At 62.9% G+C, this 21,858-nt stretch carries 20 protein-coding genes and 1 tRNA gene; 10 read left to right on the forward strand and 11 right to left on the reverse strand.

The window, feature by feature from the left end; genetic code table 11:
• On the forward strand, nt 1–125 hold a 125-nt coding region (locus CKW37_RS28355; RefSeq protein WP_143501896.1), incomplete at its 5' end, for an IS3 family transposase.
• Between the two features lie 160 nt (nt 126–285).
• On the opposite strand, the gene CKW37_RS28360 is transcribed toward CKW37_RS28355, so the two are convergent.
• The 8 genes from CKW37_RS28360 to CKW37_RS28395 form a co-directional block, all read right to left on the reverse strand.
• Nucleotides 286–1,071, reverse strand: coding sequence for a MetQ/NlpA family ABC transporter substrate-binding protein (locus tag CKW37_RS28360; protein ID WP_095159420.1), 786 nt, complete (start codon nt 1,069–1,071; stop codon nt 286–288).
• Between the two features lie 175 nt (nt 1,072–1,246).
• Complete coding sequence (locus tag CKW37_RS28365) at nt 1,247–2,188, reverse strand: sigma 54-interacting transcriptional regulator (protein ID WP_095159421.1); 942 nt, start codon at nt 2,186–2,188, stop codon at nt 1,247–1,249.
• A gap of 69 nt (nt 2,189–2,257) precedes the next feature.
• A complete protein-coding gene (locus tag CKW37_RS28370; RefSeq protein WP_095159422.1) occupies nt 2,258–2,839 on the reverse strand; it encodes an alpha/beta hydrolase in 582 nt (193 codons plus the stop codon).
• Nucleotides 2,840–2,971: 132 nt separating this feature from the next.
• On the reverse strand, nt 2,972–3,274 hold the full coding sequence (locus CKW37_RS28375; protein ID WP_095159423.1) for a DUF3077 domain-containing protein: 303 nt from the start codon (nt 3,272–3,274) through the stop codon (nt 2,972–2,974).
• 936 nt (nt 3,275–4,210) lie between these two features.
• The gene (locus CKW37_RS28380; protein ID WP_095159424.1) at nt 4,211–4,612 is read right to left on the reverse strand and encodes a biopolymer transporter ExbD; all 402 of its coding nucleotides are present in this window, start codon (nt 4,610–4,612) and stop codon (nt 4,211–4,213) included.
• Between the two features lies 1 nt (nt 4,613).
• Nucleotides 4,614–5,336, reverse strand: a complete 723-nt coding sequence (locus CKW37_RS28385) for a MotA/TolQ/ExbB proton channel family protein (RefSeq protein WP_095159425.1) — start codon at nt 5,334–5,336, stop codon at nt 4,614–4,616.
• Nucleotides 5,337–5,369: 33 nt separating this feature from the next.
• Nucleotides 5,370–6,176, reverse strand: coding sequence for an energy transducer TonB (locus CKW37_RS28390; protein ID WP_095159426.1), 807 nt, complete (start codon nt 6,174–6,176; stop codon nt 5,370–5,372).
• Nucleotides 6,177–6,435: 259 nt separating this feature from the next.
• Nucleotides 6,436–8,787 (reverse strand): TonB-dependent receptor, encoded by a 2,352-nt coding sequence (locus tag CKW37_RS28395; protein ID WP_095159427.1) that lies wholly within the window; start codon nt 8,785–8,787, stop codon nt 6,436–6,438.
• Between the two features lie 144 nt (nt 8,788–8,931).
• Here CKW37_RS28395 and CKW37_RS28400 point away from each other — a divergent pair, with 144 nt between their 5' ends.
• From CKW37_RS28400 to CKW37_RS28415, 4 genes are all read left to right on the forward strand, one after another.
• Entirely contained in the window at nt 8,932–9,882 is a 951-nt protein-coding gene (locus tag CKW37_RS28400; RefSeq protein WP_095159428.1) for a LysR family transcriptional regulator, read from the forward strand.
• A 100-nt stretch (nt 9,883–9,982) separates the two neighbouring features.
• A complete protein-coding gene (locus tag CKW37_RS28405; protein WP_095159429.1) occupies nt 9,983–11,596 on the forward strand; it encodes an alkaline phosphatase family protein in 1,614 nt (537 codons plus the stop codon).
• 315 nt (nt 11,597–11,911) lie between these two features.
• Nucleotides 11,912–12,151 carry a DUF2789 domain-containing protein gene (locus tag CKW37_RS28410; protein ID WP_095159430.1) on the forward strand — a complete coding sequence of 80 codons (240 nt, stop codon included), beginning with the start codon at nt 11,912–11,914 and terminating at the stop codon, nt 12,149–12,151.
• 65 nt (nt 12,152–12,216) lie between these two features.
• Nucleotides 12,217–12,855 carry an NADH:ubiquinone oxidoreductase subunit N gene (locus CKW37_RS28415; RefSeq protein WP_095159431.1) on the forward strand — a complete coding sequence of 213 codons (639 nt, stop codon included), beginning with the start codon at nt 12,217–12,219 and terminating at the stop codon, nt 12,853–12,855.
• Between the two features lie 7 nt (nt 12,856–12,862).
• On the opposite strand, the gene CKW37_RS28420 is transcribed toward CKW37_RS28415, so the two are convergent.
• Both CKW37_RS28420 and CKW37_RS28425 read right to left on the reverse strand, forming a co-directional pair.
• Nucleotides 12,863–13,303, reverse strand: a complete 441-nt coding sequence (locus CKW37_RS28420) for a CBS domain-containing protein (RefSeq protein WP_095159432.1) — start codon at nt 13,301–13,303, stop codon at nt 12,863–12,865.
• 148 nt (nt 13,304–13,451) lie between these two features.
• A complete protein-coding gene (locus tag CKW37_RS28425; protein ID WP_095159433.1) occupies nt 13,452–15,311 on the reverse strand; it encodes a DUF3857 and transglutaminase domain-containing protein in 1,860 nt (619 codons plus the stop codon).
• A 233-nt stretch (nt 15,312–15,544) separates the two neighbouring features.
• Between CKW37_RS28425 and CKW37_RS28430 the strand changes: the two genes are divergently transcribed.
• On the forward strand, nt 15,545–16,453 hold the full coding sequence (locus CKW37_RS28430) for a hypothetical protein (protein WP_095159434.1): 909 nt from the start codon (nt 15,545–15,547) through the stop codon (nt 16,451–16,453).
• Between the two features lie 49 nt (nt 16,454–16,502).
• On the forward strand, nt 16,503–17,072 hold the full coding sequence (locus tag CKW37_RS28435) for a hypothetical protein (protein ID WP_143502163.1): 570 nt from the start codon (nt 16,503–16,505) through the stop codon (nt 17,070–17,072).
• Nucleotides 17,073–17,166: 94 nt separating this feature from the next.
• On the opposite strand, the gene CKW37_RS28440 is transcribed toward CKW37_RS28435, so the two are convergent.
• Nucleotides 17,167–17,243: transfer RNA gene (locus CKW37_RS28440), tRNA-Arg, on the reverse strand.
• Between the two features lie 354 nt (nt 17,244–17,597).
• Here CKW37_RS28440 and gabD point away from each other — a divergent pair.
• The 3 genes from gabD (at nt 17,598) to CKW37_RS28455 (ending at nt 21,844) form a co-directional block, all read left to right on the forward strand.
• On the forward strand, nt 17,598–19,040 hold the full coding sequence (gene gabD / locus CKW37_RS28445; protein WP_095159436.1) for an NADP-dependent succinate-semialdehyde dehydrogenase: 1,443 nt from the start codon (nt 17,598–17,600) through the stop codon (nt 19,038–19,040).
• Nucleotides 19,041–19,218: 178 nt separating this feature from the next.
• Entirely contained in the window at nt 19,219–20,496 is a 1,278-nt protein-coding gene (gene gabT, locus CKW37_RS28450) for a 4-aminobutyrate--2-oxoglutarate transaminase (protein ID WP_095159437.1), read from the forward strand.
• Nucleotides 20,497–20,632: 136 nt separating this feature from the next.
• Nucleotides 20,633–21,844, forward strand: coding sequence for a response regulator (locus tag CKW37_RS28455; protein ID WP_095159438.1), 1,212 nt, complete (start codon nt 20,633–20,635; stop codon nt 21,842–21,844).
• Nucleotides 21,845–21,858: the final 14 nt, after the last annotated feature.

Raw genomic sequence — 21,858 nt, forward strand, 5'->3', positions numbered from 1 at the left:
GCTTCGAGACGATCGACCAACTACGTGTCGGAATTGACGAGTACATCCGCTACTACAACCACGAACGCATCAAGATGAAGCTCGGCGGCCTGAGCCCTGTAGCCTACAGAGCACAGGCCGCGTAGCCTTACACAATTACTGTCCAACTTTTGGGGCGCGGCTCATCAGTGTCGATTCTGTAGGAGCGAGCTTGCTCGCGAAGGCCACAACTGGCCTGACTGACTGGCATTACGCCGCAACGGCGGTTTTTACGATTCAGCTTCGGTTTCCTGGCGCCTCAGTCCATCAGAACGCCGGCAGTACCGCGCCGCTGTATTTCTTCTCAATAAAGGTTTTCACCTCAGGCGAGGTCAGGGCCTTGGCCAGTTTCTGGACGGCATCGCTGTCCTTGTTGTCCGGACGTGCCACCAGGAAGTTCACGTAAGGCGAGTCGCTGCCTTCGATCACCAGCGCGTCTTTCGCCGGGTTCAGACCAGCTTCCAGCGCGTAGTTGGTGTTGATCAAGTCCAGGTCCACCTGGTCCAGCACACGCGGCAGCATGGCCGATTCCAGTTCGCGGAATTTCAGTTTTTTCGGGTTCTCGGCGATGTCTTTCGGGGTCGCCAGGGCGTTTTTCGGATCCTTCAGGGTAATCAGGCCAGCCTTCTGCAACAGCAGCAGGGCACGACCACTGTTGCTGCCCTCGTTCGGGATGGCCACGGTAGCGCCTTCCTTCAGCTCGCTCAGGCTCTTGACCTTCTTCGAGTAGCCACCGAACGGTTCGACGTGAACGCCGATCACGGTCACCAGATTGGTGCCTTTGCCTTCGTTGAAGTTCTTCAGGTACGGCAGGGTCTGGAAGTAGTTGGCGTCCAGACGCTTCTGGTCAACCTGCACGTTCGGCTGCACGTAGTCGGTGAAGACTTTGATTTCCAGGTCCACGCCTTCTTTGGCCAGGGTCGGCTTGATCAGCTCGAGGATTTCAGCGTGGGGAACCGGAGTCGCGGCAACCACCAGTTTTTCACCGGCGTGGGCAAAACCGGCAACCGACAGCGCGGCGGCCAGGGCAGTCATCAACAACGTCTTTTTCATGTGCAGTCCTTATTGGTATCCGCGCCTTGTGGGCCTCGGTAAGTGTTGGTTGGCCGGGCCCGTATTGCCCGGCGTGAGGCGGACAATACCGAGATTTTTTATTCCTTAAAAATATCTTTTGCTTAGCTGGTTATGCCTTTTTGTTCGAATGCGACCATGCAGGGTGCGCAACGCTCTAGCTCGCGGCTTGCGTGAGACGCAACAGGGTTTTCTCCAGCAAACGCTGCAACGCACGACGCTCCGCGGCGTCGCCTTGCTTGCTGATGTGCTCCAGCCGTTCGGCCAGTGCCGAAAGTGGCGTCGGCAAATTCAGGTGTTCCGGCAGGATCTCGTCACCGCTGCCCAGCAACAGGGCGAAGTGAATGACGTTCTCCAGCTCGCGGGTATTGCCCGGCCAGTCGTGCAACTCCAGCACCCGCTGCGCCGCCTCGCTCAGCAGCGGCACCGGCAGGTTCAGCCGTGGGCTGTAGATCCCGATGAAGTACTCGGCCAGGGGCAGGATGTCGCCAACCCGCTCGCGCAGCGCCGGCAGTTCCAGCCGGCCTTCGTGGAGGTAGTCGTACAAGCGCTGGTGGAAGCGCCCCGCCGCCACCGCCTGGGCCAGGTCGATGCTGGTGGCCGCGACAAGGCGCACGTCCACCGAATGCGCCTGCTGCGCGCCGACGCGAGTCACCTCGCGGTTCTCCAGCGCCGCCAGCAGCTTGACCTGAATCGCCAGCGGCAGGTCGGCGATTTCGTCGAGGTAAAGGGTTCCGCCGTTGGCCGAGCCGAACCAGCCGGCGCGGCTGCTGGCCGTGCCGCTGTGGGCGCCGGCGGCGTAGCCGAACAGCTCGGCATCGGCGTAAGTCGGGCTGATCGCCCCGCAGTTGACCGAGACGAACAGCCCGCCGCGATCACTGGCGCGGTGGATCTGCCGGGCCAGCAATTCCTTGCCGGTGCCGGATTCGCCACGGATCAGCACCGGCAGCGCCAGCGGCGCGAGAATCTCCAGTTCCTCGCGCAACTGGCGCGAACGCGGATCGACAAACACCAGCGCCTTGGCGCGGATGCTCAGCGGGCTCTTGTCGAGTTCGGGGAAGGTCAGCAGCGGCTGGCCGAAAGTGTCTTGTGCAGTCATGGCAAAACTCCCGCCCGGGCACTCCTGGCCCGGGCGTTAAGCGGTAAAAAGAAAAAGAGTGCGGTGGAATCAGGCGCGGCGAAGGGCGCCTTGTTCCAGACGGCTTTGCAGGCGGTACAGGTAGGCGAAACCCTGCTCCCAGCGGCGATGCCCGGATTTGACGTTGATGTGTCCGGCGCCGCCGAGCACGCCGGCTTCGGCGCCCCAGGCACGGGCCAGTTGCATCGCCCGTGGGGCGCTGACGGCCGGGTCGTTGTCCGACGTGACCACCTGGCTCGGGAAGGGCAGTTGTTGCATGGGAATCGGTGCGAAGTTACGCAGCGCCGGCGCGCAGGCTGGGCGTTCGACATCCGCCGGCGCCACCAGCAGCGCCCCGCGTACTCGCCGCAGCAGCGCCGGGCTGGCCTGGGCCGCCCAGTGGGAAACGGTGATGCAACCGAGGCTGTGAGCGATCAGGATCACCGGCGCGTCGTCGGCGGCAATCGCCTGCTCCAGCGCGGCGACCCAATCCTCGCGCTTCGGTGTCAGCCAGTCGGCCTGCTCGACACGGGCGCTATTGGGCAGCGTGCTGTGCCAATGGCTTTGCCAGTGCTCGTCTGGCGAACCTTGCCAGCCGGGGACAATCAGGTAACGGATCGACTCGTTGCGCATGGGGAATTACCTCCTGCTGCGGTTGCGTGCATGCCGGCAAGTATTAGCGCTGGGGTTATATCCGTAAAGGAATAAGAAGCTATTTATTAATAACCAAAACAAGAGAAGGACCGCAGTGCGGTCCCGTTGTGGTTACTCGGTGGCTTGCTGCCATTCGGCCTTTTCCATGCCGTCGATCAGGGCATCGATCAGCGCCTTGGCGGCTTCCACGCCGTGCATCGCCAGCCAGACGAAGTTCGCTCTGCCGGCGTCTTGTCCGGTCGCTTCCTGGGCGGAGTAGTAAGCGCAGCGGAGGAACATCGAGGCGTGAACCAGCGTGCTGTGGGGGTCGATACCGGCGTTGACGGAAAACAGAGGAGGGTGGTCGGCGGGGCATTCGCCGAAGTGGCGCGTGCAGGTGGGGGATAGGGGTGGGTCGGGGACTATTTTTTTCATCAAGAACTCCAGTGCGATATGGAGCTGATACCCGACCGTTTCCACACGGATAGGGTGGCAGCTGTACGCGGGGTGGAAAACCGGGGCACTGGAGAGCCCGGCAGGCCCGAAGGCCTCCCGCGCACAGCCGCCATAGCGACTGCTCTCCAATACCCGGGTTTCCACGCCCGATCGCCGCTTTGACAGCGACCGGAGAAGCCTAGAGGGTGTGGGTTTCCCGGGCAAGGAAGGTGGGACCGACAGACCGCGTAGGGTACGTCCTAGGAGTTTTGGGTTCCACAAACTTTGTGTTTGCAGGTGTCTGGAATAGGCCTTTCTGAAGGTCGCGTCAGGGCCACCAGGCGCATGCCGATAGATATTTTTCGCTCTCAAGATCGAGCGCCGCCCGCGCGGCGCATCGCGAGCAAGCTCGCTCCTACATTGGTTGCAACGTGCCATGGCCTGACAGAGAGGTGTTGCCTGCTCTTGGCGCTTGGCGATGAATCGCGGGGAGGCTGTTGAGGTCGACTCGATACCGCGTCGTACAAACAAGGCTGCCAACCATGGCCTGACAGACATAGGCACGTTGCAAACCTCTGTCTGTAGGAGCGAGCTTGCTCGCGATGCGCCGCGCGAGCGGCGCTCGATCTTGAGAACCCTGAAAACCCCTCGGCTAGCGCCTGAAAGCAAAAAGCCCCGAGGCTTTCGCACTCGGGGCTTTTGCTGAATCTGTATATCGGCCTGTTCTTTCGCCTTCGCTTATCCCGCTCACTGGCTAGGAGAGGCTTTCGCCTCCGAAATCGATACCCCCTTTCGGGTTCCGGTCCGTATCGATGGGGGCAAATCTACCGCTGCCTGACCTCTTCGTCAACCTGGGGTCCCCGTTACACCTGTCACAAAAAAAGGCCAGCCCCTGCCACAGGACCGGCCTTCAAGTTTGCCTGAGTTGCGTGTTGCTCAGCGGGCGGTGATCACCGACAACTTGGTAATCCCCGCACGTTCGATGGAAGCCATGGCGCGGGCCACTTCTCCGTAATTCACACCGTCATCAGCCTGCAGTTGCACCCGCACATCGGGGTCTTTGGCCTTGGCCGTCTGCAAGTTGATCTCCAGCAGATCCGGCTGGATTTCGTCCTTGTTGATAAACACCTTCCCTGCGCCGTCGATGCTCACCACCAGCGGGTCTTTCTGTTCCACCGGGGCCACGGCCTCGGTCTTGGGCAGGTTGATCGGGATCGCATTGGTCAGCAGCGGCGCGGTCACGATGAACACCACCAGCAGTACCAGCATCACGTCCACCAACGGGGTGACGTTGATCTCACTCAGTACTTCATCACTGTCCTGGGTCGAAAAAGCCATGTCACACCGCCTCTTTCACGGGCTGGCCGGCCTGGGTGTTGGCCTTGTGCAGCGTTGGGTGGGCGATGACGCGGAAGGCACTCTTCTGCGCGAGGCTGTAGAAGTCGTGAGCGAAGTCGTCGAGGTCGGCGGCGGTCAGTTTCAGGCGACGCAGGAAGTAGTTGTAAACCAGCACCGCCGGGACGGCGACGGCGATACCCACGCCGGTGGCAACCAGTGCCGCACCAATCGGGCCGGCCACGGTTTCCAGGCTCGCCGAGCCCGCAGCGCTGATGCCTTTCAGGGCTTCCATGATGCCCCAGACAGTACCGAACAGGCCGATGAACGGCGAGGTGCTGCCGATACTGGCGACTACGGCGAGGCCGGTTTCCAGCGAGCGGCGTTCACGTACGATCTGTTGGCGCAGGGCACGTTCCAGGCGGTCCTGATGGTTGATCGACTGGCTCAGGTCAGCGGCATGGCCAGGCTCGCCAACGGCGATGGCGGCATAACCGGCCTGGGCGACGCGGGCAGCGGAACCCGGTTGGGTCTGCGCCAGGTCGGCGGCCGAGTCGAGGCTGGACGCGGCCCAGAATTGTTTGTGGAAGCGCTTGTCCTGGTTCTTCAGGCGGACAAACTGCACGGTCTTGACCAGGGCCAGGCCCCAGGTGACGACGGAGAAGCCGACCAGCAGCCAGATCACCGCGCTTTCGATGGATTCAAGTGGGGAGGCCAATACGCTCATGATGTGTTCTCTCTCGGGTTACGCGAATTTGGGTTAGCGAATCTTGAAATCGATGGGCACGCTCACCCAGCCTTCCTGGGCGACATCGCCCTGCTTGGCCGGGACGAAGCTCCAACGCTTTACCGCTGCCAGCGCGGCGTCATCGAGTTGGTCACGTCCGCTGCTTTTCTGGATCTGGATCTCGCCCGGCTTGCCGTTGGCGAGCACCTTGACCCGCAGCAGCACCGTGCCTTCCCAGCCGCGACGCTGGGCCAGCGACGGGTATTCCGGCGCCGGGTTTTTCAGGTACGCCGCGTTGGCCGAAGCCGGGGTCACCGGGGCGGGCGCGGGCGGTGCCGGCGGTTGTGGCGCGGCGACCGGTGGAGCCGGGGTCGGCGGTGGTGTCTGCACCGGCGGCTGCGGTACCGGCTTTGGCACGGGCTTGGGCACAGGTTTTGGCTTGGGCACAGGCTTGGGCGGCGGCGGCTTCACGGCCAGTTCGTCTTCCACCGGTGGTGGCGGCTCGACTGGTGGCGGTGGCTGGACCACGGGCGGCGGCGGCTCTACCACCGGCGGCGCCGGCTGGGAGAATTCGATGGTCATCGGTGGAATTTCTGGCGGTACGACCGGCAGAACCGGGGTCGGCGCCTGGCTGATCCAGTACGCGGCCGCGCCATGCAACACCAGGGCAAACACCCCAAGCAGGACTTTCTCACGACGGTTCAGGGCGCTGCGCGGCGTGCGCTGCAAGCGCTGCTGCGCCAGCGGAACACGGTGCGGACGGCCGAGATCGACCAGTTCGCCCGGCGCCGGGCGCCACAGCACATCGAGGGCGCTGGCGGCGGTCTGGACATTACCCATTGATAGACTCCTGGGGGTTCAATGCATTTCCTTCGAAGGCGGTCGGTCAGGGATGAAAAGCGCCTTCGCTTGCGGTGGATGATCGGGGCGAGACGCTTATCTCTGAAAGTAATCTTTAAAGTTATGGATAGAACTTGTTCGAATATGAGGTTTTGCCGAATCGCTACAGCCCACGTATTTCAAGGGCTGTAGCGATGCGGGCATTTCGCCATGCTTTTGCGGCATGAAAAATATTCCTCAAAGGCATGGGGAAATCGCCTCAGAAGTCGTAGCGACCGGTCACGCCCAGGGTTCGCGGCGTGCCGAGCAGGCCTTCATAGCCACCGTTGGCCGCGCTCCACAGCGTGGTGTAGTAGGTCTTGTCGAAGGCGTTTTTCAGCCACAGGGAGACATCCCACTGGCCTTGGCCGAGGTCGCCGCGCAGGCCGGTGGAGAGGTTGACCACGGCGTAGCTGGGGATGCGCGCGTAGTCCGAATCCTCGACCACGCCCACCGCTTTTGAGCGGAACGCATAGCTGGCGGTGACGTAGGGTTGCAGGCCGTTGGCGAGGTCCCACTGGTACTGGCCGTTGGCGTTGGCGATCCATTTCGAGGCGCCGACCACCTGGTGCCCGGAGAGGTCGCAGGACGCCGGGGCACCCGGTTGCAACGACACTTCCGGCGGGCACGGGGCATCTTTGTAGGAGAGGTAGCGGACGTCGTTGTAGGAGCCGTTGACGTTCAGCGTCAGCCCGCGCACCGGCACCAGGGTGCTTTCGAATTCCACCCCGCGTGAGCGCACCGAGCCGGCGTTGGTCAGGTACTGCACGCGGTTGGCTTCGTCGTAGGCGTTGGTCTGGTAGCCGTTGACCTGGGTCCAGAACAGGTTGGCGTTGAGTTGCAGGCGCTTGTCCCACAGCGTGCTCTTGAAGCCCAGCTCGGCGTTGTTGGCGCGCTCGGTGCCGACCAGCAGCGAATCGGCGCCGGCGACGGGCGCGGTGGCCACCGTCAGGTTGACCCCGCCGGACTTCTCGCCGTGGGACAGGGTGGCGTAGCCGAGCAGGTCATCGCTGAAGCGATAGCTGAGGTTGAGCAACCCCGACGGGCTGGCGCTGTACTGGTTGAGGTCGCCCGACTCGTAGGCGCCGACCCGGCCCTGCCGCGCGGTGGCCGCCGCCCCGGCGACGGCCGCGCCGCCCTGCGGAGCGTTGCGGTTGACCCGGGCGCTCTTCTCTTCATAGGTGCCGCGCACGCCCGCGGTGAAATCGAGGCGGTCGCTGAGGTGCCAGGTGCCTTGGGCGAATAGCGCGAAGCTGTCGGTTTCGATATGGCCTTTACCGAGGGTAGTGACGTTGGCCAGGGCGCCGGTCGGCGTGCCGTTCCAGATGTCGGCCTGCGGGCCGTAGTAGTTGAAGGAGCGGTTATCCAGGTCGGAGCCGAAGTAGTAGGCGCCGAGCACGTAGTCGAAGAAGCCGCCCGTGGGCGAGGCCAGGCGAAATTCCTGCGACCACTGTTTATCGCGCACCGAGACCCCGGCGTTGTACGCCGCCGGCACGTTGAGGCCGTCGTCGTTGCGCGGGGTGAAATCCCACCAGCGGTAGCTGCTGACCGAGGTCAGGGTGAAGTCATTGTCGAGGGTCCAGTTGGCTTCCAGCGAGGTGCCGCCCTGGAACACGGTGACGTGCTGGTCGTTGTCCAGATTGACCTTGCGCTTGCTGCCGTCGACCAGCGTCGCACCCGCCGCCGCCGCACGGCTTTCATAACGGTTGACGCCGTTGATGGTCGGCCCGGTGCTGAACAGCACGCGGGTGCCGGCGCTGGAATCTTCCTCGTTGTAGTCGCCGATCCAGCGCAGGTTGAAGCGCTCGTTGGGCTTGTACAGCAGTTGCCCGCGGAAGCCCTGGCGCGAGCCGCCGTTGAGGGTGTGGCCGTCGTATTCGTTTTTGATGTCGCCGTCGTTGCGGGTGCGGTAGGCCGAGAAGCGGCCGGCGAGGGTGTCGCTGAGCGGACCGGAGATCGTGCCCTTGGTCTGGAAGTAGCCGTCCTCGCCCACCGAGGTTTCTATGCTGCGTTCCGGGGTGAAGCTCGGCGCGCGGGTGCTGATGTTGATGACCCCGGCGGTGGTGTTCTTGCCGAACAGGGTGCCTTGCGGGCCGCGCAGGACTTCAAGCTGCTCGATGTCCATCAGGTCGAAAACGGCCATGCCCGGGCGCCCGAGGTAGACGTTGTCGAGGTACAGCCCGACGCTGCCTTCCAGGCCGTCGCTGGCCGGGTTGTTGCCCAGGCCGCGGATCGACACGCTGGACTGGCGCGCATGCATGTAGGCGACGTTGACGCTGGGCACCAGTTGCTGGAGGTCCTGGATGCGGTAGATGCGCTGGCTTTCCAGGGCCTGGCCGTCGAGCACGCTCATGGGGGTCGGCACGTCCTGGGCGCTTTCTTCGCGGCGGCGGGCGGTGACGGTGACCGTCTTCAACTGGCTGTCGGCCTTGGCGGCGGGGGCTGGCTCGGCGCGGCCTGCATCGGCGGCCTGCGCCGGCAGCCAGTGCGCGCTGCCCGCCAGCAGCAAGGCCAGGGGCAGGCGCTTGAGCCGCCGTGAAGACAAGGGTGCAGCGGAAGACGAAAGGCTCATGAGCGGCTCCTGTTCAGGAAATTCTTATTCCCTGAAGTTATTTATTTATGTTTTTACATATGTTTACCGAATAAGAGATTGCCTTTATAAGGAGTGCAACCGAGGCAGAGCAAATGCATTTGCCCGATACTTTTTATGTGAAAAATGCATATCGATCTTCGCCAACTCCGCCACCTGATCGCCCTCGCCGAGCACCGCAGCTTCGTCGCCGCGGCGAGCGCGGTGAACCTCTCGCAATCGGCGTTCAGCCGCAGCATTCAGGCGCTGGAGCACAGCGCCGGGTGTCAGTTGGTGGATCGCTCGAACAAGGAATTGCCGCCGACCAAGCAGGGCCTGGTGGTGCTGGAACATGCGCGCCGGCTGGTCAGTGGCGCGTGCCAGTTGAGCAACGAGATCCGCCAGTTCAACGGCCTGGAAGCCGGCGAACTGCGCTTTGGTTGTGGCCCGGCGCCCGCTGCTGGGCTGGTGCCGCGGGCTATCGCCGGCTTTATCGAGCGGTATCCGAAGGCGAGGGTGCAGTTTCAGGTGGATGACTGGCAGAGCCTGAACCGCCGCCTGCTGGCCGAAGACTTCGAGTTCTTCGTCGCCGACACCCGCAGCTTCGAGGCCGACCCCACTTACCAAACCCTGCGCCTGAAACCGCGCCGTTGGTATTTCTGCTGTCGCGCCGGGCATCCGCTGGCCGCCCGCGCCAGTGTCAGCGCCGAAGAATTGCTGCAGTACCCGCTGGCGGTGACCCTGCGCCCGCCAAACCTGCGCAAGGTCATCGCCGACCTCAGCGGCCACCCGGATGTGGAGGCCAATGTCGAATGCGAAAACAGCCACAGCCTGCTCACCGTGGTCCTGCACTCCAACGCCATTGGCATCTGCGGCGCCTACAGCGACAGCCTGCGCAGCACGCGGGGCGAGCTGGTGCGGCTGAAGATCGACGGGCTGAACGACGACTGTGAAGAGCTTTACACCCGCTACGGCATCGTCAGCCGCGCGCGCCAACGCCTGGCGCCATTGGCCGAGGCGATGATCGAGCAGATCGTGCGCACCGACCAGAACGAGGAAGACCTCGACGCCGCCGCCCTGGAACGCCTGGCCGTGTGAGGCGTTGCGCCGGACGCATCGCCGGTATTCGGCAAATGCGCTTGTCGCCGGGCGCCGTGGCGGCGAAAACAGTCGCCTGCCCTTTCATCCGGTGACTGCCATGCCCCAGCCTTCTCCCGTGCGCAACGTGCTGTACATCATGTGCGACCAACTGCGTCGCGATTACCTGTCTTGCTACGGCCATCCGCACCTGCACACGCCGAACATCGACCGTCTCGCGGCAGCCGGCGTGCGCTTCAGTCGCGCCTACACCCAGGGCACGATTTGCGGGCCGTCGCGGATGTCGGCCTACACCGGCCGTTACGTCAGCAGCCATCAGGTCTCGTGGAACGCCGTGCCGTTGCCGCTGGAGGAACTGACCCTCGGCGACTACCTGCGCCCGGCCGGCATCCGCACCGCGCTGGTGGGCAAGACCCACGCCACGCCCAACCTCGACGCCCAGCAGCACCTGCACCTCGACCCGGCCAGCGCTGCCGTCGAGCAGCTCAACGAGGTGGGTTTCGAGCCCTATGTGCGGCATGACGGCATCTTCCCCGACGACCCGCTGTTCAGCGACAAACGCGAAACCGCGCCCTACACCCGTTACCTGCGCGAGCACGGTTTCGACGGCGACAACCCCTGGCACACCTGGGCCAACGCCGCCGAGGGCGAAAACGGCGAGGTGCTCAGCGGCTGGCACATGCGCAACGCCCATTTGCCGACCCGCCTGCCGGAACAGCATTCCGAGACCGTCTACACCACCGACCGCGCCATCGACTTCATCCGCGAACAGGCCGAGCAGCCGTGGTGCCTGCACCTGTCGTACATCAAGCCGCACTGGCCCTATATCGCCCCGGCGCCGTACCACGCGCTGTATGGCGCCGCGCAGGTGCAACCGGCGGTGCGCGCCGAGGAATCGCGGCTCAGCGACCACCCGGTGTACGCCGCGTTTCGCCAGCATCAGGAGAGCGTGAATTTCTCCCGCGACGACGTGCGATTGAAGGTGATCCCGACGTACATGGGCTTGATCAAGCAGATCGACGACCAGCTCGGCCGGCTGTTCTATGAGCTGCAGAGCAGCGGGCGCTGGGACGACACGCTGATTGTGTTCACCAGCGACCACGGGGATTTCCTGGGTGACCACTGGCTGGGGGAAAAGGAGTTTTTACTGGAGCCGGCGGTGGGTGTGCCGTTGATCGTGCGGGACCCGCGACCGCAGGCGGACGCCACCCGGGGCACGGTGGACGAGCGCCTGGTGGAAACCATCGACGCCGTACCGACTTTCCTCGACGCCCTCGGCCTGCCGCCCGCCGACCACCGACTGGAGGGGCGTTCGCTGGTGCCGCTGCTGCACGGCACTGCATCGGACTGGCGGCGCTATGCGATTGCCGAGTACGACTACGCCTTCCAGTCACCGGCGCGGGAACGGCTGGGCCAGCCCATCGACCGTTGCCGCATGACCATGGTGCGCAGCGAGCGCTGGAAGTACCTGGCGTATGACGGTTTCAGGGCGCAGTTATTCGACCTGGAGAATGACCCGGAGGAATTGAACGACCTTGGCGCTGACCCGGCGTATGCGGCGGTGCGCGAGGAGCATCAGGGGTATTTGTGGGAATGGCTGCGCGGCTTGAAGCGCCGCACCACCATCAGCCATGCCGAGATCGAACGGCGAGGGCAGTGGTTCAGGTATGGCGAACCGCGGGAGGACAGTGTGGTGAAGATTGGGGTTTGGTAATTGGCGGGGCTGGCATGTCTTCAGGGTCCTTGAGATCGAGCGCCGCCCGCGCATCGCGAGCAAGCTCGCTCCTACAGAGGTTTGCAACGTACCTATGTCTGTCAGGCCATGGCACGTTGCAATCACTGTAGGAGCGAGCTTGCTCGCGATGCGCCGGCGGCGCTCAATCTTGAAAGCGCTGAAGAACTATCGCCTAGCACTTGGTGGCCATAACCAGATCCTCTGAGCCCCAAAACAGCACCGACCATTCCCTGACCTAAACTTTCACTCCCCAAGGCGATCAATCCCTTAACCCCCCAGCCCAAGGAGTGCCCCATGGAATTGACCAACCACAAATTCTCGGAGTTGTTCAAACAGCTTGGCCTGCCCGACGATCCCAAGGGCATCGATCAATTCATCACCAGCCATTCGCCGCTCAAAAATGAAATCAAGCTGGTGGATGCACCGTTCTGGACGCCCTCGCAGAGGGCCTTTCTCAAGGACCAGTTCATTGAGGATTCCGATTGGATCGTGATGGTCGATCAGCTTAACGAGGCCCTCAGAAATAAACGCTGAGCGGCACCCTATGTCCCCAGTTGGCGTTGCTATGCTCAGAAAAAAACAACAAGGGGACAGCGCCAATGAAAGACCCCTACGCCGTTGGCTTCTGGGCTGCCGTGACAGCCTTGAGCCTGCTGACCGCCGGTTATTTCTACGGGGTCAGGGAAGTCCACCAGCTCGATCAGGCCCGGCAGTTCCTCTACGGATCCGCCGGTCTGATTGCGGCCCTCGCCTTGAGCGCGTTGGCCTGGATTCGCTGGCAACTGCTCAAGGTGCGCCGACGCCAGTTGGAACAGGGCCGGACGATGGTCGCTATCTGGAACACCAAGGTGGCGCTGCGTCGGGTCGAAACCGTGTTCGATCGCTATTTTTGGGGGAGTTACTGGCAACCTGGACGCACCTTCCAGGAAGTCATGGGCGAACTCGAAGGCACGCCGCTCGAGCGTAGCCTGGAAGCCCTCAAGGCGCAGTGCCAGGAACTCGATCAGGAAATCCACGACCACCACCGCCACTGGCTGAACAATGCCCGCGAGCTGTCCAGCGTGGCGGCGGCCATGGCCCGCGAGCGCTACCAGCTCGACCTGTGCGATTCGCAACAGAGCCAGCGGCGCGGCGGCGCGGTGCTCAACCGCGACCTGGAAGTGCTGGTGTACACCTGGTCGGCGCGGTTGCGCAGCTTCGACCACCAGCTCGACGAGCTGGAGGGCGAATACCGCTGAAGGGCGATCACTCGCCGCGGATGTACTGCTCCAACTGACGAATCAGGTCGGCCTGTTCGGCGATGGCTTCCTTGACCAGGTCGCCGATCGACAGCAGGCCGAGCAGCTCGCCGTTCTCGACCACCGGCAGGTGCCGCAGGTGACTGTCGGTCATCATGTTCATGCAGGTGTCGACATTCTGGTGGGAATCCACGGTGATCACCGGCGAGCTCATGATCTCGCTGACCGCCGTGCCGACCGAAGACCGGCCCTTGAGCACCATCTTGCGCGCATAGTCGCGCTCACTGACGATCCCCACCACCTTGCCGCCCTCGACCACCGGCAGCGCACCGACGTTCTTCTCGGCCATCACCAACAGCGCTTCCAGCACCGTCTGGTGAGGCTTGATGGTGTAGACCTGTTGAACGTGCTGGGACTTCAACTTCAATAGCTGTGCCACGGTTTTCATTGCGCGCCCTCTGCATGGGGGTTGGGTGTAGGAACGCCAGATACCCTCAAGAATCGTGCACGCGGGGCAAGGGGGCAAGGCCGAAAACGGCATGAACCCGATTGAAAAGCGTCATCGCCGGTTTTTTTGTCGCCTAACCCCCGCTGGATCAACTTTTCTGCACGATCACCTGGCTGCCCAGGTCATGAATCATCGCTTCCAGCGTCGGCTGCAAGGCGCGGAACATCTCCGGCGAACAGACCGCTCCCGGGTTGTGGAAATCCAGGCGCCGGGTGACCACCACGGTGTTGCCCTCGCGGCGGTAGTCGGCGCTGTAGTCGACGTACTCGGCCTTGAGCGACACCGGCTTGGGCGTGGCGATGATTTCCACCTGGGCCGGGAATTCGAAGCGGGCGACTTCCTCGGTCACCCCCGAAATGCAGGTGAACGCCTGGTTCCGTTCCTTCTCGGTGACGAAGCCGAAGACGTTCTGCGCGATGCCGCCGGTGAAGCTGCTCAGGGTCGGCATGCCGATCGGGCCGGGCAGGTTGACCAGGTTGCGGGTATGACCGTTGATCGTCAGGGCGAAGTTGTAGCCCTGCTTGTCCAGTTTCTTGCCCTCGACGGAGCCGCTGCCGGACTGGCCATAGGCGCTGAGGATGCGCTGCATGAGCATGTCGCGCTCGGCCGCCGGCATGTTGCGCAGGCCGTAGCGGTTCAGCTCGGCGGCCCAGCCCTGGATGGTCGAGTCATGCTTGAAGTCCGCCGCGCCGCTGTCGCTGATGTTGAAGGTGGTGGTGCTTTTCACCAGGCTTGGCTGGACCGCTGGGGTGTGGCCGAGGGTGGCCGGACCGGTCAGCACGGTGGGTTTGTCGAGCACCGGCACGGGCAGGAAACCGGCGGCGATGGCTTTCATCGTCGGGTCCAGGTACAGGTCCAGGCTCGGCACGTAGGTAATGCTGTGGTTGATCACCCCGAGGGTCGGCACCTTCGGCAACACGTAGGCGGTGCCGAGGTTGACCAGCGCCGGCGTGCCGTGGATATCCACCGCCTCCAGCAGGGCCAGCAGCAGCGCGACATGGTCCTTGCAGTCGCCATAGCGGTTGCTCAGCACGGTATCGGCGGCATGCGGCACCACGCCGCCGGCACCGATATAGACGGCGACGTAGCGGATGTTCTTGCGCACCCAGTCACTCAGCACCAGGGCCTTGGCCCGCGGCTCGCTGACGTTGGCGGTGAGCGATTTTGCCAGCTCGGCGATTGCCGGGGTCACCTCGACCTTGGCCCGCGCCGCGTAGGCTTGGGCGAAGGCGGCGTAATCCTTGAAGGTCGACACCGCCAGGTACTGGCCGTAGTCGGCGTAAGCCACTGAGCCGATCTCCCGGCGCGGTTGCTTCGCGGGCTGGTAGTCCCAGCGGTAGACCTTGCGCCCGGCCTCGGCTTTCGGGCTCGATGCCTTGAAGCCCTTGGCCTCGGCGTTCAGCGCGAGTCCGGTGGGCAGGTCGTAGATCAGGGTCAGTTGTTTGGTCGGGCTCAGTTCAGGGAACACCAGTTCCTCGAACTGGCCGGGGAACAACGCCGTGTTGCGCTGGCGCTTGTAGGTCAGCACCAGCCGGTCGCCGACCGCCACCTCGGGGAAGATCACCACTTTGACCAGGCTGTCGAAGAACATCGGCGCGTCGGCCGACGCCTGCTCCTGTTGTTCCTTGATCTGCTCGGCAGTGACCGCGACTTTGCGGCCATCAGGCTTCTGGGTGTACGCCTCGACCACGTCGAGGGCTTCCAGGGTGCGGTTATACGGCAGGGACTGCTGGGCGCGGGCCTTGATCGCGCGTTCTTCATTGATCAGGTAAACCAGCTCGTGGCGTACCTCGAAACTGCCGTCGGCTTCTACCCGAGTGGTGCGGATGTCCTTTTCCACGGTGATCGACTTGTCGCTGCCGTCCTCGGCGGCGTGGGCCAGGTTCAAGGTGAACAGGCAAACCAGCAGGCCCAGCCACTGTGCCGGGCGTGAAACGAACCACTTCATAGAGATCCTTCTTGCAAAAATTCCAGGACTGACAGACGAAATGCGAATCAGTTGTAGGAGATTTTGCCTGAGAAGGTGGCCGTGATGGAATGTTGCCCCTCGTGGCTCATGTGTCACGAGGCCATGACCGCATTTGCCACGTACCCTTCGCGCTTGCACGCATCGCAGGTTAAATTGCCATTATTTCCCGGCCATCGCCCGTGCCGCGGCACACCGAGCAAGGAGCAACAACCATGAGTCTGTGGGACGACCTGAAGAAAAAAGCCATCGACGCCAATCCGGAACTGGCCGCCAAGGCTGCCCAAGCGCTGGAAAAGGCCAAGGAAATGGCGGTGGAAGCCGGTCAGAAGGCGGCGCCGATCCTCAAGGAAGCCGGCGGCAAGGCCGCGGCCTACGCCCAGGAAAAGACCCCGATCCTCAAGGCGCAGGCGCTGAAGGCCATCGACGATGCCAAGGTCAAACGCGCCGAGTTACGCGAGCAGGCCAAGCTCGACAAGGCGGCCCGCGCGGAAATGATCCGCACCATGTACGACATCACCCTGAATCCCGACGACGTGAACTTCATCGAAGAGCCGTTCAATCACTTCGATCGCCAGTTCAGCTTCTTCATAGTCAACGGCCAGGTGCTCGACACCCAGAAGCGCAACCAGACCCACCTCGACGCCAGCCACTCGCACAGCGGCGGCAGCGGCTACATCGCCAACGGCTACGGCTCGATGAGCGGCGGATCGTCGTCCTTCCATATCAGCTCCAGCAACGTGCAGGAGCATGAGTTCTGGGTCCGTGATGACGAAGACGGCAAGGAATCGTGCTTCCAGGTGCACAACACGCGCCTGCGTCTTCGCGAGGGGCAGCAGGTCAGCATGGTGTTCATGCACCCGGTGGACAGCAAGGTCGGCAAGATGGTCGCGCTGTACAACCACAACGCCGAAGAAAACTTCGTCATCGACGACCCGGCGCAGATCAACCAGTTGTTCGGCATCTACCTGGAGGAGCCGGGCTTCTTCAACCAGAAAGAAGTGCTGACCACCCGCAACCGGCTGTTGCAAGCGCTGGACACCCGCCTGGCGCAGCTCGCCGCCTACATGGCGCAACACGGCGCACGGCAGGGCCGGCTGATCGAAGGCGAGCGGGTCGAGTGAAATGCAGCGCGACACGCCACAGATGATTTCAAACCACAAGGACCACCCCGTGTTTTACCCAGCGACCCTGAAAAAACTCATCGGCCTGCCGGCCGCGCTGCTGCTCGCGACCTTCTGCGCCAACGCCCAGGCGGGCGGTCTGATCGACCTCAAGGAAGGCGCGGGCAAGGACGTCGCGGCAAGACTGGGGATCAGCGCCCATCGCTACATGCTCAGCACCGACTTCAGCCCGGCTCGGCCGTACAGTTCCGTGGTGCTCAGCAACAGCGAGGGCATGGACACAGACACCGTGGTCCACAACGCTTTGGTCCACAGCGCGGAAGGCGGCGCCCGCATGCTGTTCAGCCGCTTTGCCGCGTGCGGCAAGCCGCGGGTCGTGGATAACGTCGTGATCGAAGTGAACAGCCAGCCCATCGGCGCGCTGTATGAGTGCCGGATCGACGAAAAAGGCAACCCGGTGTCCATTTACCTGCCGACCTCGCCGGCGGCCCAGCAATTCATCGTCAACGCCTTCATGACCCACAAGCTGGTGCCGGTGGTGCTGGACAAATACACCGTGGCCTTCAGCACCGAGGGGTTCGGCGAGGTGTGGCAGCAGAAGAGCAAGCCTGTGCTTTGATGCGTCAGGGCAGGCTGGCGGTGATGCGGTCGAGTACTTCGGAAAACGGCAATGAAAAAGGCCCCGTGATTGCTCACGGGGCCTTTTCTGTAGATGGCGCACTCGGCGGGATTCGAACCCACGACCCCTGCCTTCGGAGGGCAGTACTCTATCCAGCTGAGCTACGAGTGCAACGCGGGCGCCATGATACCCATCTGCCGGGGCGCCGTCCATCGCCAGAACCGCTGTGCTCTATTTCGCACGGAATGAAGGTTCCATTTGGCGGTCTGTTCAATAAGGCCGACACGACTCGTCGCATTTTGTTCTTTTTTTCGAACGCCCTATTGTCCTTTTTCCTCGTTACTCCTAGGATTCGTTCGAGATTTCAAACGCTCTTGTCTGGTGCTGATACACACGAGCTTTTCTCTGTGGCTTGTGTCGTGCTTCGGCCCGGTGTGTGAATTCCTGACGGCAGCCCTCTCCGGGCTCCTTTTTCAAATCCAATAATTCGCTCCGTGCCAGCACGGTGCTGTTAAGGAAGCCGACATGCAGCTTAAAGACGCCCAATTGTTCCGCCAGCAAGCCTATATCAACGGTGAGTGGCTGGATGCGGACAACGGCCAGACCATCAAGGTGACCAACCCGGCCACCGGTGAAGTCATCGGTACCGTGCCGAAAATGGGCGCCGCCGAAACCCGTCGCGCCATCGAAGCGGCCGACAAGGCCCTGCCAGCCTGGCGTGCACTGACCGCCAAAGAGCGCGCTGGCAAGCTGCGCCGCTGGTTCGAACTGATGATCGAGAACCAGGACGACCTGGCTCGTCTGATGACCACCGAACAAGGCAAGCCGCTGGCCGAAGCCAAGGGCGAAATCGCCTACGCCGCTTCCTTTATCGAGTGGTTCGCCGAAGAAGCCAAGCGCGTCTACGGTGATGTCATTCCTGGCCACCAGCCAGACAAGCGCCTGATCGTTATCAAGCAGCCGATCGGTGTCACCGCGGCCATCACTCCGTGGAACTTCCCGGCAGCGATGATCACCCGTAAAGCCGGCCCGGCCCTGGCCGCTGGCTGCACCATGGTCCTCAAGCCTGCTTCGCAGACTCCTTACTCCGCTCTGGCTCTGGTCGAGCTGGCTACCCGTGCCGGTATCCCGGCTGGCGTGCTGAGCGTGATCACCGGCAGCGCTGGCGAAGTCGGTTCCGAGCTGACCGGCAACTCGCTGGTGCGCAAGCTGTCCTTCACTGGCTCGACCGAAATCGGTCGTCAACTGATGCAGGAATGCGCCAAGGACATCAAAAAAGTTTCCCTGGAACTGGGCGGCAACGCGCCGTTCATCGTGTTCGACGACGCGGACCTGGATAAGGCCGTCGAAGGCGCGATCATTTCCAAGTACCGCAACAACGGTCAGACCTGCGTCTGCGCCAACCGCATTTACGTGCAGGACGGTGTCTACGAGGCCTTCGCCGAGAAGCTGAAAGCCGCGGTCGCCAAACTGAAGATCGGCAACGGTCTGGAAGAAGGCACCACCACCGGCCCGCTGATCGACGGCAAGGCTGTTGCCAAGGTTCAGGAACACATCGAAGACGCCGTTTCCAAAGGTGCCAAGGTGCTGTCCGGCGGCAAACTGATCGAAGGCAACTTCTTCGAGCCGACCATCCTGATCGACGTGCCGAAGACCGCTGCTGTCGCTAAAGAAGAGACCTTCGGCCCACTGGCGCCGCTGTTCCGCTTCAAGGACGAGGCCGAAGTCATCGCCATGTCCAACGACACCGAATTCGGTCTGGCTTCGTACTTCTACGCCCGTGACATGAGCCGTGTGTTCCGTGTTGCTGAAGCGCTGGAATACGGCATGGTCGGCATCAACACTGGCCTGATCTCCAACGAAGTCGCGCCATTCGGCGGGATCAAGGCGTCGGGCCTGGGCCGTGAAGGTTCCAAGTACGGCATCGAGGACTACCTCGAAATCAAATACCTGTGCATCAGCGTCTGATCCACGGTTAAGGCTTTACCTCTGCCAGCGGGGCGCGAGAGCGACGTCTCGCTGGCCTTTTTTACATAGATACATCCGGCTACCGGGCCCCTGCACCAGTCGATCAACGAATGCTGACTGCAGTTGAATACCGGCGCCATCTTGAATCTCGCCACCACGCTGGCGAATTGAGGACTTTATGAGCAAGACCAACGAATCCCTGATGCAACGTCGTGTCGCCGCTGTTCCACGCGGTGTTGGCCAGATCCACCCGATCTTCGCTGAAAGCGCGAAGAACGCCATCGTTACCGACGTTGAAGGCCGCGAGTTCATCGACTTCGCCGGCGGCATCGCGGTACTGAACACCGGTCACCTGCACCCGAAAGTCATCGCTGCCGTTGAAGCTCAGCTGAAAAAGCTGACTCACACCTGCTTCCAGGTACTGGCCTACGAGCCGTACGTCGAGCTGTGCGAGAAAATCAACGCCCGCGTTCCAGGCGACTTCGACAAGAAGACCCTGCTGGTCACCACCGGCTCCGAAGCCGTTGAAAACGCCGTCAAGATCGCCCGTGCTGCCACTGGCCGCGCTGGCATCATCGCCTTCACCGGCGGCTACCACGGTCGCACCATGATGACCCTGGGCCTGACCGGTAAAGTCGTGCCTTACTCCGCAGGCATGGGCCTGATGCCAGGCGGCATCTTCCGCGCCCAGTTCCCGAACGAGCTGCACGGCGTGAGCATCGACGAGTCGATCGCTTCCATCGAGCGCATCTTCAAGAACGACGCCGAGCCACGTGACATTGCCGCGATCATCATCGAGCCGGTTCAGGGCGAAGGCGGTTTCCTGCCTGCTCCGAAAGAGCTGATGAAGCGTCTGCGCGCCCTGTGCGACCAGCACGGCATCCTGCTGATCGCCGACGAAGTACAAACCGGCGCTGGCCGTACCGGCACCTTCTTCGCCATGGAACAGATGGGCGTCGCGCCTGACCTGACCACCTTCGCCAAATCCATCGCTGGCGGCTTCCCGCTGGCCGGTGTGTGCGGCAAGGCCGAATACATGGACGCCATCGCCCCGGGCGGCCTGGGCGGCACCTACGCCGGTTCGCCGGTTGCGTGCGCCGCGGCCCTGGCCGTTCTGGACGTGTTCGAAGAAGAGAAACTGCTGGAGCGCAGCCAGGCTGTTGGCGAGCGTCTGGTTGCCGGTCTGAAGCAAATCCAGGCCAAGCACCCGATCATCGGTGACGTCCGTGCCCTGGGCTCGATGATCGCTGTTGAAGTCTTCGAGAAAGGCACTCACACCCCGAACGCTGCCGCCGTTGCCCAGGTTGTGGCCAAGGGTCGCGAGAAGGGTCTGATCCTGCTGTCCTGCGGCACCTACGGTAACGTCCTGCGTATCCTGGTTCCGCTGACCGCTGAAGACGCGCTGCTGGACAAAGGTCTGGCGATCATCGAAGAGTGCTTCGCTGAACTCGCGTAAACTGTGATCCGCTAGAAAAAAACCCGCTTCGGCGGGTTTTTTTTCGTCCCAGGGAACAGGTTGAGCGCTAAGGTTTCCATAGGAGACACCTTGGAAGGTGCACCGGACTGCGTGTGATGGCTGTAAGGAGAACCTGATGACTGCTGTAGATCCACCCGCTGCTGCACCCAAGGTGTTGATTGCCGAAGGTGATCCGTGGGTGCGCGACATGCTCACGCAAATGCTGCTGAGCGTGCGCTGTGACGCCAAGGTGAAGGTCTGCGCCAATGGCAACGAAGCGCTGGAAGGACTGACCGGGCAACCGGACCTGATCATCGCTGCGCGTGAACTGCCGGGCCTCGACGGCCTCGACCTGCTGCGCAAGGTCCGATCGCGACCGCGGACGCCGGTGCTGCCGTTCATCCTCATCAGTAGCCGTGCCGACGTGGCCAGCGTGCGCGAAGCCCTGCCGCTGGCACCCACGGCCTACCTGAGCAAACCGCTGAACCTCGACTCGCTGCGCCAGCGCCTTGAAGAGCAACTGCTCAAGCTCGGCGAGGCGGTCTCCTGCGAAGTGCCGCCGCTGCGCGCGGGGCTGACGCTGGCGCGCTTTATCGAAGAACACCGCGCTACCGCCGATGGTGGCCCGTTGTTCGCCGATGTGCAGCAGGCGATCAAGCGCGCGCTTAACCCGCAGGGGCTGGACCTGCGGGTGCTGGAAGAAGAAGTGCGTTCCGATCCGCAAATCACCGCCGTGCTGATCGCCGCCGCCAACAGCGCCGCGCTGCACCGCGAGGGCGCCGTGCAGACCCTGCTGCAGGCGCTGAACAAGCTGGGGACCACCCAGAGCATGAACCTCATCCTTGGCCTCGCGCTCAAGCGCAGTGCCCGTCTCAGCGACCCGGTGCTGGCGCGTTATGCCGAGCAGTACTGGAACCTGTCGCTGCGCACGGCGGAATACGGCCGGACTCTGGCACAAATGCTCGAACTCGACCTGGAGCGCTGCTACTGCGCCGGGTTGCTGCATTGCCTGGGCGACCTGGCGCTGCTGCGTTGCCTGCAGGAGTGGCGTTTGGCGGGTGGCGAGCTGGACGAAAATGAAATCGAACTGTCGCTGAGCCAATCCGGCGCGGGCTACGGCTCGGCGCTGCGCACGCGCTGGCGCTTGCCGCTGGAGTTGCGTGAGTTGATCGCAGCGGTGTACCAGTTGGGCGGTGGCGTGTATTCCCGCGAAGACCTGGTGATGAACCTCGCCGGGCAACTGGCGCGGTTGGCGCCGGAAGAGGGGCTGGATGAGCTGGCGGCGGGGAAGACGGCGCGGTTGCTGAAAGTGGGGCGGGCGGAGTTGGAGCGGTTGCGGAAGGTGTGAGGTTTCAGGGCCTC

Source organism: Pseudomonas sp. Irchel 3E13, assembly GCF_900187455.1.
GTDB lineage: Bacteria > Pseudomonadota > Gammaproteobacteria > Pseudomonadales > Pseudomonadaceae > Aquipseudomonas.